At 40.6% G+C, this 17,953-nt stretch carries 18 protein-coding genes; 5 read left to right on the forward strand and 13 right to left on the reverse strand.

Going from position 1 to position 17,953, the window contains the following annotated elements; translation table 11 throughout:
- Window positions 1-48 precede the first annotated feature (48 nt).
- The 4 genes from WG989_RS02315 to dtd all read right to left on the reverse strand — a co-directional run bounded on the left by WG989_RS02315 (window position 49) and on the right by dtd (window position 2,840).
- Entirely contained in the window at window positions 49-345 is a 297-nt protein-coding gene (locus WG989_RS02315; RefSeq protein WP_340427067.1) for a hypothetical protein, read from the reverse strand.
- A gap of 112 nt (window positions 346-457) precedes the next feature.
- On the reverse strand, window positions 458-1,915 hold the full coding sequence (locus tag WG989_RS02320) for a glycine--tRNA ligase (RefSeq protein ID WP_340427068.1): 1,458 nt from the start codon (window positions 1,913-1,915) through the stop codon (window positions 458-460).
- Between the two features lie 107 nt (window positions 1,916-2,022).
- On the reverse strand, window positions 2,023-2,361 hold the full coding sequence (locus WG989_RS02325; RefSeq protein ID WP_340427069.1) for a nucleotide pyrophosphohydrolase: 339 nt from the start codon (window positions 2,359-2,361) through the stop codon (window positions 2,023-2,025).
- Between the two features lie 26 nt (window positions 2,362-2,387).
- Window positions 2,388-2,840, reverse strand: coding sequence for a D-aminoacyl-tRNA deacylase (dtd, locus tag WG989_RS02330; protein WP_340427071.1), 453 nt, complete (start codon window positions 2,838-2,840; stop codon window positions 2,388-2,390).
- A gap of 11 nt (window positions 2,841-2,851) precedes the next feature.
- Between dtd and arfB the strand changes: the two genes are divergently transcribed.
- Both arfB and WG989_RS02340 read left to right on the forward strand, forming a co-directional pair.
- Window positions 2,852-3,307, forward strand: a complete 456-nt coding sequence (gene arfB, locus WG989_RS02335) for an alternative ribosome rescue aminoacyl-tRNA hydrolase ArfB (protein ID WP_340427073.1) — start codon at window positions 2,852-2,854, stop codon at window positions 3,305-3,307.
- A gap of 5 nt (window positions 3,308-3,312) precedes the next feature.
- A complete protein-coding gene (locus WG989_RS02340) occupies window positions 3,313-4,344 on the forward strand; it encodes a cytochrome-c peroxidase (protein ID WP_340427074.1) in 1,032 nt (343 codons plus the stop codon).
- Window positions 4,345-4,377: 33 nt separating this feature from the next.
- On the opposite strand, the gene WG989_RS02345 is transcribed toward WG989_RS02340, so the two are convergent.
- A complete protein-coding gene (locus WG989_RS02345; protein ID WP_340427075.1) occupies window positions 4,378-5,016 on the reverse strand; it encodes a hypothetical protein in 639 nt (212 codons plus the stop codon).
- A 101-nt stretch (window positions 5,017-5,117) separates the two neighbouring features.
- Between WG989_RS02345 and WG989_RS02350 the strand changes: the two genes are divergently transcribed.
- The gene (locus WG989_RS02350; RefSeq protein WP_340427077.1) at window positions 5,118-6,608 is read left to right on the forward strand and encodes an oligosaccharide flippase family protein; all 1,491 of its coding nucleotides are present in this window, start codon (window positions 5,118-5,120) and stop codon (window positions 6,606-6,608) included.
- On the opposite strand, the gene WG989_RS02355 is transcribed toward WG989_RS02350, so the two are convergent.
- Window positions 6,605-6,931 (reverse strand): hypothetical protein, encoded by a 327-nt coding sequence (locus tag WG989_RS02355; RefSeq protein ID WP_340427078.1) that lies wholly within the window; start codon window positions 6,929-6,931, stop codon window positions 6,605-6,607. The genes WG989_RS02350 and WG989_RS02355 overlap by 4 nt on opposite strands.
- A 43-nt stretch (window positions 6,932-6,974) precedes the next feature.
- Window positions 6,975-7,613: an MBL fold metallo-hydrolase gene (locus WG989_RS02360; protein ID WP_340427079.1), complete on the reverse strand. Its 639-nt coding sequence runs from the start codon at window positions 7,611-7,613 to the stop codon at window positions 6,975-6,977.
- A gap of 70 nt (window positions 7,614-7,683) precedes the next feature.
- Between WG989_RS02360 and WG989_RS02365 the strand changes: the two genes are divergently transcribed.
- Complete coding sequence (locus WG989_RS02365; protein WP_340427080.1) at window positions 7,684-11,118, forward strand: hypothetical protein; 3,435 nt, start codon at window positions 7,684-7,686, stop codon at window positions 11,116-11,118.
- On the opposite strand, the gene WG989_RS02370 is transcribed toward WG989_RS02365, so the two are convergent.
- From WG989_RS02370 to WG989_RS02395, 6 genes are read right to left on the reverse strand one after another with little or no spacing between them, the layout of a single operon-like run.
- Window positions 11,115-11,768 carry a DUF1361 domain-containing protein gene (locus WG989_RS02370; protein WP_340427082.1) on the reverse strand — a complete coding sequence of 218 codons (654 nt, stop codon included), beginning with the start codon at window positions 11,766-11,768 and terminating at the stop codon, window positions 11,115-11,117. The two genes, WG989_RS02365 and WG989_RS02370, sit on opposite strands and share 4 nt — an antisense overlap.
- Window positions 11,765-12,115: a diacylglycerol kinase family protein gene (locus WG989_RS02375; RefSeq protein ID WP_340427084.1), complete on the reverse strand. Its 351-nt coding sequence runs from the start codon at window positions 12,113-12,115 to the stop codon at window positions 11,765-11,767. The genes WG989_RS02370 and WG989_RS02375 overlap by 4 nt, the downstream gene beginning before the upstream one ends.
- An 8-nt stretch (window positions 12,116-12,123) precedes the next feature.
- Window positions 12,124-12,603: a Coq4 family protein gene (locus WG989_RS02380; RefSeq protein WP_340427086.1), complete on the reverse strand. Its 480-nt coding sequence runs from the start codon at window positions 12,601-12,603 to the stop codon at window positions 12,124-12,126.
- A complete protein-coding gene (gene creD, locus WG989_RS02385) occupies window positions 12,600-13,949 on the reverse strand; it encodes a cell envelope integrity protein CreD (protein WP_340427088.1) in 1,350 nt (449 codons plus the stop codon). The genes WG989_RS02380 and creD overlap by 4 nt, the downstream gene beginning before the upstream one ends.
- A gap of 51 nt (window positions 13,950-14,000) precedes the next feature.
- Window positions 14,001-14,303 (reverse strand): winged helix-turn-helix domain-containing protein, encoded by a 303-nt coding sequence (locus WG989_RS02390; protein WP_182802367.1) that lies wholly within the window; start codon window positions 14,301-14,303, stop codon window positions 14,001-14,003.
- On the reverse strand, window positions 14,300-14,983 hold the full coding sequence (locus tag WG989_RS02395) for a hypothetical protein (RefSeq protein ID WP_340427093.1): 684 nt from the start codon (window positions 14,981-14,983) through the stop codon (window positions 14,300-14,302). Before WG989_RS02395 ends, WG989_RS02390 begins: the two co-directional genes overlap by 4 nt.
- 168 nt (window positions 14,984-15,151) lie before the next feature.
- Here WG989_RS02395 and WG989_RS02400 point away from each other — a divergent pair, with 168 nt between their 5' ends.
- Complete coding sequence (locus tag WG989_RS02400) at window positions 15,152-17,650, forward strand: DUF5686 and carboxypeptidase-like regulatory domain-containing protein (protein ID WP_340427094.1); 2,499 nt, start codon at window positions 15,152-15,154, stop codon at window positions 17,648-17,650.
- The last annotated feature ends 303 nt before the right edge of the window (window positions 17,651-17,953 follow it).

The following is a 17,953-nucleotide window of genomic DNA, read 5'->3' on the forward strand; positions in this document are numbered from 1 at the left end:
AAATGCCCCTGATAATTCAGGGGCATTTTCTTTATCAATTCAATAAGATCATCCGATTTTACCGAGAGGGATTTTACGAACCTTTTCATCCTCTTCTTCCTCAATACGTGTAACGGGGTAAGGAATTTTTGCTTTTTCAAGTGTTTCGGCCAACTGCTTGTTGTTTTTTGCAAAATGCAGAATTTCTTTATGAGCAGCCAGCATTTCGTCTTCCAACTCAAGTATTCTCTTTTCCTTAGCTTTTACTTGTTTCTTACCAAATAAGTATCCAACAAATACAACGAAAAGCATAATGCCTGCAAAGATGAGTACATGGATTTCAAGGGTTAATTGAGTAAGGTTCATTTCTTCCTTTTGTTTAAGCTCAACTTCATCGATTTTAAGCGATTAACATTGATGGGTAATCAATTTTTAAAATTTGTCAACTTACGGGGGCAAATTAGTTCACTTCAGCCAATTATGCAATATAATTCAGTACAAATTGTTTAACGGCAGTGGCTGGGATGCGTTCCTGCACCAAAGTATCCCTGTTTCGGATGGTTACCGTACCGTCTTCCTTCGTTTGATGATCGACCGTTACACAAAAAGGTGTACCAATGGCATCCTGGCGGCGGTAACGCTTACCGATCGCATCTTTTTCCTCATAAAAACAATGAAAATGAGGCATACAACCCTTCACAATTTCCTCTGCCAGCTCAGGCAAACCGTCCTTTTTGGTGAGCGGAAATACCGCCAACTTGATCGGAGCTATTTTGGCAGGCAGCCTTAGCACCGTTCGCAAGTCCGTTTTTCCCTCTTCCGCAGTCGGCACTTCCTCTTCATGATAGGAATTGCTGAGAATGGTGAGGAATAAACGATCGAGCCCTACCGAGGTTTCTACTACATACGGTATATAATTACCATATGGTTTTCCATCGGCATTGAGATCATTGTCGAAATACTGCATTTTCTTTTTGCTGAATTCCTGGTGGCGGCGCAGATCGTAATCTGTTCTTGAGTGAATCCCTTCCAGCTCTTTCCAGCCAAACGGAAATTCGTATTCAATATCTACGGCTGCATTGGCGTAATGTGCCAACTTGATATGATCGTGAAAACGTAGTTTGTCAGCGGGTAAACCCAGGTCTTTATGCCATTGCATACGGGTTTCCTTCCACTTTGCATACCAGTCAAGTTCTGTACCGGGACGAACGAAGAACTGCATTTCCATTTGCTCAAACTCACGCATACGGAAAATGAACTGTCGGGCAACGATCTCATTACGGAACGACTTACCAGTTTGGGCAATACCAAACGGGATCTTCATTCGTCCGCTTTTTTGTACGTTGAGGAAGTTTACAAAAATACCCTGTGCCGTTTCCGGACGCAGGTACACAATATTATCGTCGGGGTTATCGCTCGACACAGCACCAAACTCAGTTGAGAACATGAGGTTGAACTGGCGCACATCGGTCCAGTTGGCCGTGCCGCTTACCGAACATTTGATCTTATTTTCTTCAATGAGCTGTTTGATGCCGGCGAAATTATCCGCCGCCAGCAATTGTTCCATTTGAACAATCAGGGCAGCGCCTTCCGATGCAGGTAATGATTCAGCAAATCCTTCGATCAGGTGATCCACACGATAACGCTTTTGACTGTCTTTATTATCGATCATCGGATCGCTGAAATTATCAACGTGTCCACTTGCCTTCCAGGTGGTAGGATGCATAAAGATGGCAGCATCGATCCCCACAATATTGTCGTGAAGTTGGGTCATACTTTTCCACCACTGGTCACGGATATTCTTTTTGAGTTGGGCACCCATTTGACCATAATCGTACACTGCACTTAAGCCGTCGTAAATTTCAGATGATTGAAAAATGTAGCCATACTCTTTGGCATGTGAGATGATATTTGCAAAAAGCTTTTCGTTCGCCATATTCACATTTGTTTGAAGGTTGGCAAAGATAAGTGTTTGAAGGCGCAAGACGAAAGGAACACAGAACTAGAGACAAAATCAAAATTTCAAAGACCGGTAATAAGATGTTACTTCAACTTTTCATTTTCCTGATGCCTGTTTGCATCCCGGATATTTTTCTTTTCAAAATTCTTTTGTAAGGCTTCGGTTAGATCAACACCTGTTTGGTTCGCCAAACAAATGAGTACCCATAACACATCAGCCATCTCATCACTGATCTCTTTGCCTTTATCACTTTCTTTAAAAGATTGTTCACCATATTTCCGCACCATCAATCTCGACAGCTCTCCTACTTCTTCCATTAAAATACCCAGGTTGGTAAGCTCGTTAAAATAACGAACACCTACGGTTTTGATCCATTGATCAACATCGGCTTGTGCCTGCTTTATTGTTAAGTCTGCGCTCATTGCATTTTCAATTATTCATTATCAAATTATTCTTTATTCTTACTGTCGATCACAATCGTAACCGGACCATCATTCAGCAATTCCACTTTCATATCGGCTCCAAAAACACCGGTCTGGATTTTTTTTCCCAGATCCAATTCCAGTTGAGCGATCATTTTCTGATACATCGGGATGGCGACATCAGGTTTACTGGCTTTAATATACGAAGGCCGGTTGCCTTTTTTAGTTGATGCATGCAATGTAAACTGGCTTACCAACAAAACATCACCCGCCACATCTTTCACACTCAAATTCATCACGCCGCTTTCATCATCAAAAATGCGCAGGTTTACAATTTTGTTGCTCAGCCACTCGATATCTTCAGAAGTATCTGCATCTTCAACACCCATCAGCACCAGCAACCCTTTCTGAATAGAACCGGTGATAGTTCCATCAACTTTAACACTGGCATTTGCTGTTCGTTGTAATACCACTCTCATAATCTGTTCAATTGGTTGTAAATTCGAATCCCGAAAATACAACGCATCGGGTAAGAGAAATGATAAAAGATGTAAGCAGTGAATTACAATTCCAAACGGCACGCAGTGGTGGTGCCGGCGGACAAAATGTAAACAAGGTGGAAACCATGGTGATGGGTTATTGGCATATTGCTTCATCTGCACTTGTAACCGATCAGCAAAAAACAATATTGCTGGAAAAACTAAGCAACCGCATTAATAAAGAAGGAACGCTGATTGTGAAAAGTCAGGTGCACCGGAGTCAGCAGGCCAATAAACAGGAAGTAATTGAAAAGATCAACCAGCTGATCTCTGTTGCCCTTACTCCTAAAAAAGCAAGGATCGCCAGTAAACCTTCAAGAGCTGCCAAAGAAAAACGCATCGAAGCAAAAAAGAAACAAGGCGAACACAAACAAACTCGCAGAAAAATACGTTTATCTGATTATTAAGCTGCATGCAAAAACGAAACAGCATCATAACCATCCTTGCAACACTGCTGTTAAGTCTGTGGCTGATGGAGAGCTGCCGTAAAAATAAAGTGGAACTCACGGCATATCCTGTTTCATTACCTGCACATTTCCCTCCTACTTCTTTTTACCAAAATAATCCTATTACGAAAGAAGGATTTGAATTGGGCCGACGCTTATTTTATGATCAACGTTTTTCAAAAGATGGAACCATTTCCTGCGGCTCTTGTCATGAACAACGATCTGCTTTTGGAACATATGATCATGATCTGAGTCATGGAGTGGATGGTGCACATGGCATCCGCAATGCAATGAGCTTGTATAATCTTGCATGGCAAACTTCGTTTGGTTGGGATGGAAAGTATAGTTCGATGGAAGCCGTTTATGCGGCGCACATTACAAGCCCCATCGAAATGGGCGAAACAGTGAGTAACGTTATCAACAAATTAAAAGCCGACAGTCGCTACCCGCAGCAATTCAAAACGGTGTTTGGCTCAACGGATATCAATCAGCAACGCATCTCCAATGCTCTTACACAATTTGTGGGAGCACTCATCAGCATTGCTACCAAATACGATTCAGTAAAACAAAATCTCGCCACTTTTACCGCAAGCGAGCAAGCCGGTTATACAATTTTTCAAAACAAGTGCAACAGTTGCCATACCGAACCATTGTTCACCGATTTTTCGTATCGTAATAACGGTTTACCACAAACGATGCTAAATGATAAAGGACGAATGATGGTGACAGGAAATAATGCAGATGCATTCAAATTCAAAGTGCCTTCGTTACGAAATCTATTCAAGAGTTATCCGTTTATGCACGATGGTCGCTTTATTGGTTTTGAGCAGATCTTTGATCATTATCAATCGGGCGTTGTGCAAAGTGCAACGCTTAATCCATTGCTGACTAATGGAATTCCACTTTCAGCACAGGAACGAATAGCCTTGGTTGACTTTCTGCGAACATTAACGGATAATAAATTCACCAGCAACATAAGTTTTAATGCACCGCAATAAAAAATCCCCCGTTAAAAACGAGGGATTCTATTTTTAGATTTTGCGTTTGGCCCGCAACACATCCAATGCTTTTTTCTGGTTCTCTACTTCGCTTTTCTGCTTTTCGATGTTCTTTTTGTTCTCCTCAATATCGTCCTGCAATTTTTTCAACCGCTTTTCAAGGCTGCCACTTTCATCTTCGTAGTCTTTCAATTTCTTTTCGTTCGACTTTACTTTGTCTTCCTGGCCTTTGATCTCCACTTCCAATGCTTGTGCTTCAGCCATCGGAATAAAATTGAGACAATACTGTCTGATCTTTGTAATAAACGCTACATCTTCTGTTCCTTTTACATAGTTGTCATTTCCTCTTGACAACACGAAGTACACATTGCTTTCATCTTTTTCTTTTCTGCTTTTGCGATCTACTTTCAGCATCACATCAAATGTTTCATCGCTGATTTCCGGAATGCGTATGCCTTTGTATGTGTACACACCTTTACTTTCTTTGGCACTGTAACCCATTTGGCTGAATTTTTGCCGTATGGCATCTTCGGTTACAGAAGCCGGGTAAGGCACTTCGGTTACCATGGCAGGAATCTTTTTCTTTTGCCAGTCCATTTCACCAAAAGCCTGCGCATGAGCATAGAAACTAACCAGTAAAAATGCAACGAACGAGTAGATTTGTTTTTTCATGCCATTTAATTTTGTGCTACTAAGATAAAAAACAACACTAATGTGTTGCATTCAAGTGGAAATATGTTTATTTATTTTTGAAGAATCTTAATTTCGTTTTCTTGAGCAGCGTTAAAAAATTAGCCGGGCAGACAATTTGGTATGGATTCAGCAGCATTTTCGGACGATTTCTGAATTACCTGCTCACGCCTGTGTTGGCGACCATTTTTGCATCGGCCGACTATGGTAAGATCAGCACCCTGTTTGCAATTGCTGCATTTCTCAACATTCTTTATACCTACGGACTTGAAACGGCGTATTTCCGTTTTGCATCCAAAGAGCCCGAAGGCAAAGTGTACAACACTTCATTAAGTTCACTCTTCATCACTACAACATTACTCACCGTTTTATTTTTATTCTTCAGTAATTCCATTGCTGGTTTTCTCGAAATACCCAAAAACCCGGAATATGTGCGTTGGGTGATGATGATTGTTGCGCTGGACACACTGGCCGTTCTTCCCTTTTCCAAACTTCGTTTTGAAGGACGACCACGAAAATTTGCATCTATTAAAGTGCTAAACATTCTCATCAATGTTGGGCTGGTATTGTTTTTCCTGGTGCTTTGTAAAAATGCACAAAAAGGAACCTTCTTCTCTGTATTGTACAGTCCAAAGATCGGATTAGGTTATGTGATATTGGCCAACCTCGCTGCCAGTGCCGTTACGTTATTGTTATTATCAAAAGAGCTTTTTCGTTTTCGATTTACGATCGACAAACAATTCTGGAAAGAATTGATGAACTATAGCTGGCCGCTGATCATTGTAGGATTGGGCGGCATGGTAAACGAACTTATTGATCGGTTCATGCTGTTGAAACTAATACCCGGCACAACGGAAGAAGCGTATTCGCAAAGCGGTATTTATGGTGCTAATTATAAACTGGCAGTACTGATCGTTCTATTCATACAGGCTTTTCGGTTAGGTGCCGAGCCGTTTTTCTTTAAACAATCAACACAGGAAAATGCGCAACGTACCTATGCACGGGTGATGAAGTTTTTCGTGATCGCCTGTTGTTTTTGTTTTCTTGGTGTGGTGCTGTTTTTAGATATCTGGAAATATTTTATGGGCAGCGCTCACCCTGAGTATTGGACGGGGTTGAAAGTTGTTCCTATTCTGATGTTGGCAAAATTATTTCTCGGTGTTTACTACAATCTATCTGTGTGGTATAAACTAACCAATCAAAATTTGATCGGGGCCTGGATCACATTGGGCGGAGCTGCCATTACCATTCTGATCAATTTTATGTTGATCCCGTATTTGGGTTACATGGCTTGCGCTATCGCCACCATTTGCTGTTATGCCTTTATGATGGTTACGTCGTATAAACTTGGACAGAAGTATTATCCGATTCCGTACGCATGGAAAAAACTCACGGCTTATGTAGTGATTTGTGTGCTGCTGTTCGGCATACACCGGCTGGGCGTTTATTTCATTGAATCAATATGGTTCAGCCATGGGCTTGGCCTTGCGTTGATCATTGCCTTCGCATTGTTCATTCTGCGCATTGAGAAAAAAGAATTGCAACGATTGCCGGTAGTGGGCAAGTATATTTAATCAGCTTTGTAAAAGCCTTCTTTTTCCAGATCGGCCACTGCTGCTTTTGAAATCGTTATTATAAATGAGCGACCGGTGGGACAGGTACAGGCCATGCAATAAACCCGGTCAACAGGAGCATCTGTAAGTACAGCATTTGCAACAACAATACCTTTTGAAGAGAGATAAGAAAGCATATTCGCTATTGTTTTAGCATCTGTATCTCCGTTCGCCCACTTATCAGAACATTGGGTTTGACTGTAAACGTAAACATCTCCGTTAGCAGATTCTTTTTTACAACTCAACAAAAGCGTCAACAACAAAATAATAAAACCCGTCTTCATAACTCTTTTTCAATTTGAGTTTGCAGCAATCCAAAACGTTGCATTACCGTAAAAAAGGGTTGTGTTTCTTTTCATAGCCAATCGTGGTGATTGGTCCATGCCCGCTGTACACGATCGTTTCATCCGGGAGCGTAAAAAGTTGTGTACGGATACTGTTGAGCAATGTTTCATGGTTACCGCCCGGCAGATCCGTTCGGCCGATACTTTCACGAAACAACACATCTCCGCCAATTACAAAACCCTGCACTTTACAATAAAAACAAACATGGCCCGGCGAATGACCTGGTGCAAACAGCACCGTTAGTTGATCGCCATCCAGCAATAATTCATCCCCGGCATTTAAAAAATGAAACGGTCCATTGTAATTATCAAACGGCAGGTTCCACATCAGCCCGCTGGTAGGGGCAAAAGCAAGCACCTGTTGTTCTGTTGTGTGTAGATGGAGTTCCAAACCATAGGTTTCGTAGATCCACTTGTTTCCAAATACGTGATCGAGGTGGCAGTGGGTATTGAGCAATTTTACCGGCTGCAACTTGTTTTGTTGAAGAAATTGTGCCAGTGTATCCCGTTCTTCTTCAAAATAACAGCCGGGGTCTATAATGAACGCATTGCCCTTGTCGTTATAGAGTACATATGTGTTTTCCTGAACAGGGCTGAATGTAAAAGCTTTAACAGTGAACATGGATTGATTTTTGTACTTTTAAATGCTGGTTTTCACTAACCAAATTCTCAAAAAGATATAACACGAAAATATGCGAATTCAAGTGAACGGTTTTTCAAGGCTAACAGCAACGGCAACTATTCTTTTTCTTTTTTTCTGCAGTCAATCGTCTGCACAAATAAACATGGTAGAATTTGGCAAAAACCGTGTGCAACATACCAAGTTCAAATGGAGTTTTTACCAGAGCCCGAATTTCAATGTACACTATAATCTCAACGGACTTGAGCTCGCTAAATTTACCACTCAGGTAGCTGAAGAGGAATTGCCATCGCTGGAAGAGTTTATTGAGTTTGGAATTCAACGCCGTCTAAATATTGTGTTGTATAACAACTTCAACGATTATAAGCAATCGAATATTGGTATTGGTTTAGATATTCCCAATGCTGGCGGCCTTACCAAATTGGTGAATAATAAAATGGTGGTGTACTACAACGGCGATCATAACGATTTGCGCCGCCAAATCCGTGAAGGTATTGCCAAGGTATTGGTTGAATCGTTATTGTTTGGTGATGATCTTGGTGAGTTCGCACAAAACCAAGCCTTACTTGATCTACCCAAATGGATGACTGATGGATACATTTCTTATGCGGCCGAAAACTGGAGTACGAAGTTGGATAATGAATTGAAGAGTGCCATGATCGGCGCCGATTATAAAAACTTCTATCACTTTGCATACGAGCAGCCACGTTTGGCTGGCCATGCGTTCTGGTATTATATTGAAGAACGTTACCGTAAAGAAAACGTAACCTATCTGTTATATCTCAGCCGCATTTACAAAAACGTAAACAGGGCTACTAATACCATTGCTAAAAAGAAACTGAAGGATGTACTGAAAGATTTTATGCTGTACAACCGTGATAAATATTACAAAGACATTCGTGCACGCAGAAACGTACCGAGTGGCCGTTTAACTGTTCCAAAAGAAATCGGCAAGAACGACTACTTCCGTTTTCAGGCAAACCCAAACCCTAAGAGCTTTACGTTTGCCGTAGTTGAATATCGCAAAGGGCAAACCCGTGTGATCCTGAATGAAAATTTCATTTCAGAAAAAGTATTATGGAAAAGCGGTGTACGTAACCTGGAAGAAAAACCAAACCCCAATTATCCGTTACTGGCATGGGATCCGAAAGGAACAAGAATTGCCATGGTAGTTTGGGAGAAAGGAAAAGTGTTATTGAATGTGTACGATGCATTCCGCCGTATTAAAACAGTAAAGAATGTTGAGCTTCCGTTTGAACAGGTGAATGATATGCAGTACATGCTCGATCCAAATACATTGGTGATGAGTGCAGTTAAAGGCGGACAAAGTGATGTGTTTGTTTATAAAATTGACAACAACAAACTGGAACAGGTTACCAACGATGTGTACGATGATCTGGATGCGAGTTTTGTAGCCTTCCCCAATAAAACAGGTATTCTTTTCTCGAGTAACCGCCCATCGCCAAACGCAGCAACCGGCGATACCGTTTTACCGAAAGAGCGTTACAATGTATTCCTGATCGACAACTGGAATAAATCTGAGTTCAAACAAATTTCGCAGCTCAGTAATATTAAATACGGCAATGCCCGTTTCCCAACGCAATACAATACCAATCACTTTACATTTATCAGTGATGAAAATGGTATCGGTAACCGCTGGGCAGGTTTCTTCAGCACACAAGCTGCCGGGCTTGATACTATTTTCCAGATCGGCGATGAAATACTTCGTAATCCTGAACCTAAAGAACTTGACTCAACATTACAGGCTTGGAACAAACAGGAACCTGATTCTGTATTTACATTCCGAGTTACTGATGACAGTTCTTACACTTTCCCGATGAGCAACTATCAAAGTAGTGTGTTGGAAACACGTATTGCGGGAGAAAACGGTCAAGTGACTGAAGTAAACCGTCAGGGTGAATTTAAATTCCTGTATAAACTGAAAGTAGATGAAAATACTCTCCGGAAACGGAATGTAAATGCACGACCAACTGAATATATCAAACGCATGACGAGGCTTGATAAAGTGGCGGGTGAAAACACACAAGACAGAACCGATATACAGGACACAGTTACTACTGCAGCTCCTCCAACTGATTTCTTTGAAACAGAGTTTAAAACCGATTCAATCAATCCCACAGAAAAACTGATGGGTGCAAAAAAACAAAGTCGTGAAGAAGTATTGAGCCGGATGCGTTTATTCCCGTATTCAAAAAAATACTTTGTTGATAATGTAACCACCAACTTTGCTTCCAATGGCGCTTTACTCGTCAACCGCTTTCAACCCTATTCAGGAGCCAATGGTCCTGTTAATCTTGGCAACTATAATGCATTAAATGCAATGACAAGAGTTGGTGCAATGGAATTTCTGGAAGATTATAAATTCAGTGGTGCATTCCGTGTAAACTATGGATTTGAAGACAATGAGATCTACATGCGTTTCGATAATCTCAAACGCCGGATCGATTGGGGACTTACTTATTACCGTTCTTCTGTATCAACAGGCATTATTACATCAAGAGGCACGTTTCCTATACAACTCATCAGCAGTATTTACCAAGGCAATTTATCGTACCCGTTAAATGAAGTACAAAGCATCCGTTTCATTGGCGGTATTCGCAGAGATGTGTACAATGTAAAAGCAGATGAACAGTTTCCCGGCTCATTACAGGAGCCGAATTATGATGAAAACTTTGCGATGGCAAGAGCTGAATTTGTACATGACAACAGTATTAACCCGGTAAGTAATATCTGGAATGGCTTCCGTGCAAAAGGTTGGGTGGAAATGTTCAACCGCCTTGGTGGAAACTTCTCTGAACGTCCCGGTGATCTTACATTCAATTTCGGTTTTGATGCACGGCATTATCTGCGCATTTACCGCAATTTTATATGGGCCGTTCGTGGTGCAGCCGATGTATCATGGGGTGATAATAAATTCATTTATTACCTCGGTGGAACAGATGGATGGCTGATGCTTGGCAACAATGATGTAGTGCGGAATGGTGTGCCAAAGCAACGTTATTTCAATACAGCCAACCGCCCTGCACCCGATCAAAGTTATGTGTATGAATCATTAGCTGTGAACCTGCGTGGCTTTACACAAAATGCAGCGAATGGAAACAATGCAGTAGTGATCAATAGTGAATTACGTTTACCTGTGTTTACAACGTTTTTCAACCGACCTGTAAACAACGCCTTCCTTCGCAATTTTCAGTTAGTACAATTTATTGATCTTGGCACAGCTTGGAACGGACGTTATGATAAGATCGGTCGTCCTGAAATAACTTATTCTGATGCCAGCGATCCGAACAATCCGGTTTCAGTTGTTATTAAAGCACCGGGTATTGGACCATTCCTTGGCAGTTATGGATTTGGTGCAAGAAGCACCTTGCTCGGATATTTTTTACGATTTGATGCCGGCTGGCAAATGAATGGATTTTTCAGAGGAACGCCGGTGATGCATGTATCGTTAGGATTTGATTTTTAATCCGATTGATTCGGTGACGATATAGATACCTGCTCAGTAAAATGAGCAGGTATTTTTTTGAGTGTTTCATAGATCAGCAACAGCACAACTGCAAAAAGAATTGTTACAGCCCAGACACGTGGATGTGATGCCGGTGAAATAACCTTCGATAAAATTCCCTGCGCCAGATCAAATGGCTGTGTTATCAAATGCCAGCTGTTATAACGATCGTAGCGGCCGAGATAAATACCAAAACCGCAGAGTACAAAAAAGATTAAGATCATCGGCCGCACCTGCGTAACTGAAAAACGTTTCAACAGCAGTTGTTCAATATTCCGCAATGAATACAAACCCATGAGTAAACCATTCCATGCAGCCATGAATAATAACACCAGATCATAATACAAAGGAACACCTGCTCTTTCCTGCAAATGAAAAAGATCAGTGATGAGATAAGGTGAATTGGGAAAGAACAGTAACCATAAACTGAACAGCGATACATTCCGCATTGAAAGTTTTGAATCTTTGATCATACTACTAAACAGCAATGGCAACCATGCAAGAAAAAGATTCCATGGAATAAACAGGAAAAGAAAACTCCCTGTGTACCACACTCGAAATACATACAATAAAAACGAAAAGCCAACCGAGTAGATCAAGATATTCCTCATGTGCTAAAAATGAGAATGAGTTTAGGAAGGAAAATGATAAGCGCCACCACAAAACCGCCTACAGCTGTAACCAAAACCGCAGCCGCAGCAATATCTTTTATTTGCTTTATGGCGGGATGTTGTTCCGCTGTAACATGATTGCATAATTGTTCAAGAGCTGTATTGATCAGTTCCATTGCAATTACCGAGCAAATACAAAATACGATCATTACCCATTCTGCCGGAGATACTCTGAAGTAAAACCCCACAATAGTAACAAGCACTGCAGCAAGAACATGTATACGCATGTTGAACTCACTCCTGAAAGCACTTGCTATTCCTTTAAAAGCGTAATAAAATGATCGCATAAACAATTTCATTTAGCTAATGAAAACTGATACCTTACGTCAGCAAGTGGTTCTTGCATAATCGCAAACCAATCAAGTGAAGAAAGATCGTTCGCTTCTTTACCCCGCTGATATGCCTTTCGGAACGATGAATAATACTCCGGCATTGTAATTAGTCCGTAAATAGCTGTTGCCAGTACAGGAAATGAAACCCTTCCGTTTGCCAGCATAAAAAACTGCAGACTCACTTCGCCTTCATCTGTAAAGGGATAATCAAGTACCACATGTTTAATATCATGCCGCTCATAGTAAGGAAGCAACCGTAGGTTTTCTGCATTTAATGATTGCCACAATTCATTCCCCACGGTTTCAAAAGGCAAGGCACTGAGTTGTTCCATACTGTAAGGAAACTTTTTCTTTCTTCTTATGATCTTTAATATCGGCAATGCAATTGTATGCGTCAGCATGACCAATATATTACTACGGAGTTTTTTCAATAAGTGTTTCATGATATGGTTGTATTGTCGGTAATTGTTTCTTTTTTTGCTTCGCCATACCAATCGATCTTACGGGAGTAATACATCACAATTGCAAGCAGGATGAACAAACCAATACTTCCAAACAATAACGCTCCATCCTGTAATTGGATAAGAATATAAATAAAGCCGTACAATGATGACAGGAATACCAGCAACGCAATGGCAACAGTTGATTGTTTAAAGATGCTGTAAGTGTATGATGTGATCAGTCCAATCGTAGCAACTGATGCAATCAGGTATGCAATATTAAATCCTGTGTATTCAGAAACAGATAACAACAACGTATAAAATATACAAAGAGCTAATCCCACCAACACATATTGCAAAGGATGTACACTTCGTTTCTTTAGCGTTTCAATAAAAAAGTAAAGGAAGAATGTAAGTGCAATAAAAAGCAACGCATATTTTACTGTACGCATGGTTTTACTGTACGAATCAACACCCTGTAACAATTCTACACCAAATGCAAATCCATCAATATTCTGTTTGCCTTCTTTCCATAGCTGCGGAATATCACGTGTGAAATGAAGGATGTTCCAACTCGCAGTAAATCCTTTATCAGTAATGCTGTGTTGAGTTGGTAAAAATTTACCGTCAAACGAAGGGTCGGGCCATGTGGATCGTAATTGTACATTGGTTTGTTTACCAAGTGGTGTAAAGTAAAGCCGCTCCGATCCCTTGAGTTTCAATTTGACCTCATATGATGGTCCTGAATCTTTTAATGCCAACGCATTTTTTAATAAACTACTTACACCTGAACCTGCAATATCTGTTGGCGGAAAACCGGGATCCATTTCTGATGATGCCCCATTCCAGTTTAATGACAATGCTTCTGCAATACCCCTGTTGTCGGATATACCAAGACAAAGCCTCACTTCATTCCACAAAACATCTGCAGGATCAATACCAAGCTGCGAAAGTTGTACCGGCAAAAATTTTCCGCTGATCGTCAGGTCTGATTTATAAAGAATGATCTTGAAAATACTTCTGCTACGCTCTTCCGGAATCAGTTCGCCATTGATATTTTCTGATTCAGGTAAATAATGCATCATGCGTTTCACCATCATCACTTTTCCTTTATCGTCAACAAACTTTTCCTGGTAGGGAATCATTAAAAAGGGACCGCTTACCGTTTGGGCTGATGCCCATTTAGAACTTACTTCGGCTATTACTTCACGTTGCCTGTCTTGTCGTTCACGAACCAATTCAGTTATAAAAGCAGTTGGTATCAATAATACCAGGATGAGAAAACCAACAAGAATGGATTTGATAAAGATGCCATACCGTTGCCAGAAAGAAGGTTGTTGTGTGTCCATTATGTTTATTTTAAAAGTACTTTGAATTTCAAAGTTTATGTACAAAAAAATTTACTTGCCCATTTGCTTGATCATTTGCTCCAATGCGTCAAGGTGTAACCTGAATGCTTTCTCGCCTGCTTTTGTAACTGCATAAGTTGTGTTTGTTTTACGACCAACAAATCCTTTGTTCACTTTCACGTAACCGTTTTCTTCCAGTGCTTTGAGATGTGATGCCAGATTTCCATCAGTTACATTGATTAGTTCTTTCAGTTCATTAAAACTTACCTGCGCATTTACCATCAACGCACTCATTACGCCTAACCTTACCCGGCTATCGAACACCTTCTGTAACTGTTCTATCGGATTCTTCATACTTTCTTCTCCATTTGCATGGGCTGTCGTTCATATTTATTCCACATCACTATTCCGTATACAATGTGCAACACTCCAAAACCTGCGGCCCAAAAATAAAGTCCGTAACCCGGAAACCAACAATTAATTACTCCCAATGCAGTGACAACATATCCCAGAAAGCGAATTTCTCCAAATGTGTACTTCGCTCCATTGATCAATGCGATGCCATAAAAGATCAAACAACCCGGTGCAATTAAACCATACACACCTGCTTCGATCAATTTTAAAAGAAATAATCCACCTGCCACCAACGGCACTGCAATATTCCAGATCATACGTTTTGCTGTTGATCCCCACACGGGCACCCCTTGTCGTTTGCTTCTGATGTAGGTAAAGAATACAGCCAGTATGATCGCAGAAATTAATGTAAGCACCGCAATTAAAAATAAGCCGCTGCCCATGAAAGAACGTAACATGCTAACACCATCAGTGCTGTAGCTTTCGCCAATTAAGCCGGCTCTTCTTACGCCCGATCCATCTGCACTTTCGATCACATCATAAGCAAACCAGGCACCGGTTAATGCACACAAACCTGCAGCAATACCACTTAAGCCACTAAGGCTGATAAAGCGACTGCTGCGGTCCATCATATTACGGATGTCCTGGATAGTTTCAAGCGTTTGATTCTGGCTATTCATAAAAGCACTTTGAATTGCAAAGTAAATGGTTTTTCATCGATTCTTCTAATAATCTGTTGCCCTTTTTAACAGAAAGTTTTAGAAAAGAATTGCCTATCGTAAAAACCCTCACGGGATGAGCGGCTTGGATTCACTAATTTTATCGTTCCAAACAATCGCATTAACCGGATGAAGTATATCGTTTCTATTGTACTGTGTGTCCTGTGCATCTTAAACATAACGGCGCAAACAAAAGTTGTTTCCGGTATCATTAAAGATTCACACTCCGATGAGCCGATCCCATTTGCTTCTGTACAATTGAAAAATACAACGATTGGTAAGCTGAGTGATTCAGCAGGTTTGTTTACACTTAACCTTGCTTCTGTTTCAGCAACCGATTCCCTGCTCGTTAGTTATGTTGGTTACAACAGTATGACTGTTGCAATACCCGCCGGTACAAACGATTCTGCTTTTCTAACAATTCAACTTGAGCGGGGAAGCGCCGGAAAAGAAGTGGTAATAAAATCAAAGTACGGACGAGGTTGGATCCTTTGGCGAAAAGTAGTAAGACAAAAACCTGTGAACGACCGCTATCGTTTTGAAAATTTTGGTTACGAATTATACAACAAACTTGAACTTGATCTCAATCGCTTTAATAAAGATAAGTTCAAGAACATCGGGCCGCTCAAACCATTTGGTTTTATTCTTGATCAAACAGTTGACAGTACCAGCGAAGAAAAACCATTTCTCCCGATCTTCCTTACCGAAACGATTTCGAATTACTACTATCAAAAATCACCGCTACGCCGACGGGAAGAGATCAAAGCCAGTCGTACATCAGGTGTAGATAATGAAAGTGTACAGAAATTATTGGGCGGCATGGATCAGAACATCAATGTTTACAATAACTACATTCCGATTTTTGATAAACGTTTCATCAGCCCCATCAGCGATAACGGCGATGCATTCTATAACTACCGTGTACCCGATACACAGTATGTGGCCGGCAAACGTTTCTTTCATCTTGTTTTCTCACCGAAGCGTAAAGGAGAAAATACATTTGAAGGTGATTGCTGGATCCATGACACAACCTATGCCGTACAAAAAATGAACCTGCGTTTAGCAAAAGGCGCCAACGTAAACTATGTTGAGAAGCTGAGTATTGTACAGGAATACAAATTCGTGAATGACTCCATTTGGTTTTTGCTGAAGGATAAATTTATTATTGATGTGGCACCAATTGGTAAACAGAAGTTCGGTGTAACAGGACGAAAGACCACTACCTATAAAGACGTACTCATAAATTCTGGTTTAGTGTGGGAGCAGTTGCAGAAGAATAAAAAACTGGAAGAAACAATATTGCTCGCAGGTTCAACACAACAACCCGAAACCTATTGGAAAGAGTCAAGGCATGAAGAGCTTGCAAAAAATGAGAAGGCGATTTACAGTATGATCGATACGTTGCAGAAAATGCCGCTGTTTAAACGCTACAGCGAAATCGCTACTTTTCTTGCAACGGGTTATAAAGCATTCGGAAGTTTTGAATACGGTCCGTGGTTCAACGTAATGAGTTCAAATGTGGTGGAAGGTTTCCGCACAAGATTGGATTTGGGAACGAGTACCAACTTCAATAAAACATGGTGGTTGCGTGGATATCTTGCGTATGGATTTACTGATAAAAAATTTAAAGGCCGTGCAGAGATCACACATCTGTTCAAACGTGACCCACGTGTTCGTATGTACCTGTCGTACACAAATGATTATGACAATGGACAACGCTATTATGATGAAGTGGGAACCGATAATGTATTTACATTAGCAGCACGTAAATCGCAAGTGCCTATTAAGTTCTTAAGGGTAGAACAACAGCGTATTGAATTTTCGAAAGAAACACATGCAGGTTTTACATTTGAAGTCTCTGCTACACGTAAACGGTTCGACCCCATTCGTTCTTTGCCTGCAAAATCAATTTATCCGGATGGCGTTGGTGATGCGTTGAATAATTCTGAAGTTGGTCTTCGTATTCGTTATGCATACCTTGAACGTTTCCTCGAAGGAACATTCTTGCGATCAAGTTTAGGCAGCCCCTATCCTATTGCTGAACTTAAATATGCAAGAGGTTTTCCTGGATTCTTAAAAAGTAATTACCAGTATCATCGTTTAACAGGATCAGTTCATGATTATTTCAAGATCGCTAATCTTGGTGAGCTGTATTACAATGTGTACGGAGGTAAGATTTATGGCACGCTTCCGTTTCCCTTATTGGAAATACACCCGGGCAATGAAATTTTCTACTATAATAAATATGCGTTCAACCTCATGAACAGGTTTGAATATTTGAGTGATGAATATGCAGGTATCAACATTGAACATAATATTGGTAATGGCATGTTCCGTTTGCTGGCACCAACACGTGTACTAAAGCTTCGCCAGTTCTGGACCGCAAAAGTGTTGTGGGGAAGTTTGAGTGAAGGCAACCGCAGCTTTAATCAGGTGGGTGCGGTGTTTGATCGTGGTCATCAGTTTCAATCGCTGAATGGAAAAACCTATATGGAAGTGGGTACCGGTGTTGATAATATTTTTCGTGTGTTGCGATTTGATTTTATCTGGCGATTATCGCCTCAGCCATTACCACAGGAACGCTACAAACGTTTTGGCATTTTTGGAAGTTTTAAGTTGCAGTTTTAATTTCTCTTCGACGTTGATATCTTAAACTAATCATTACAAAACACATTCAGGCAAGACTTGTCATCTAACTTTTGTAACCCTTCTTAAAAAGACGAACTATCAAATAGATAATTACTGCCAAAATATTGAAAAAGACGATAAAAACAATCCATAAAACTCTTTTTTCAAGAGACAGACTTTGATCACGCAATATCTCTCTGACCCCAAAGCCAATCGTCAATAGAACTAAGATTAGTATGAAATAAATTTCAATGTTAGATTCCATCGCTATTGTAATTTTTACAAGACTCACACAGTTTGCTT

This window comes from Lacibacter sp. H407, from assembly GCF_037892605.1.
Classification (GTDB): domain Bacteria; phylum Bacteroidota; class Bacteroidia; order Chitinophagales; family Chitinophagaceae; genus Lacibacter.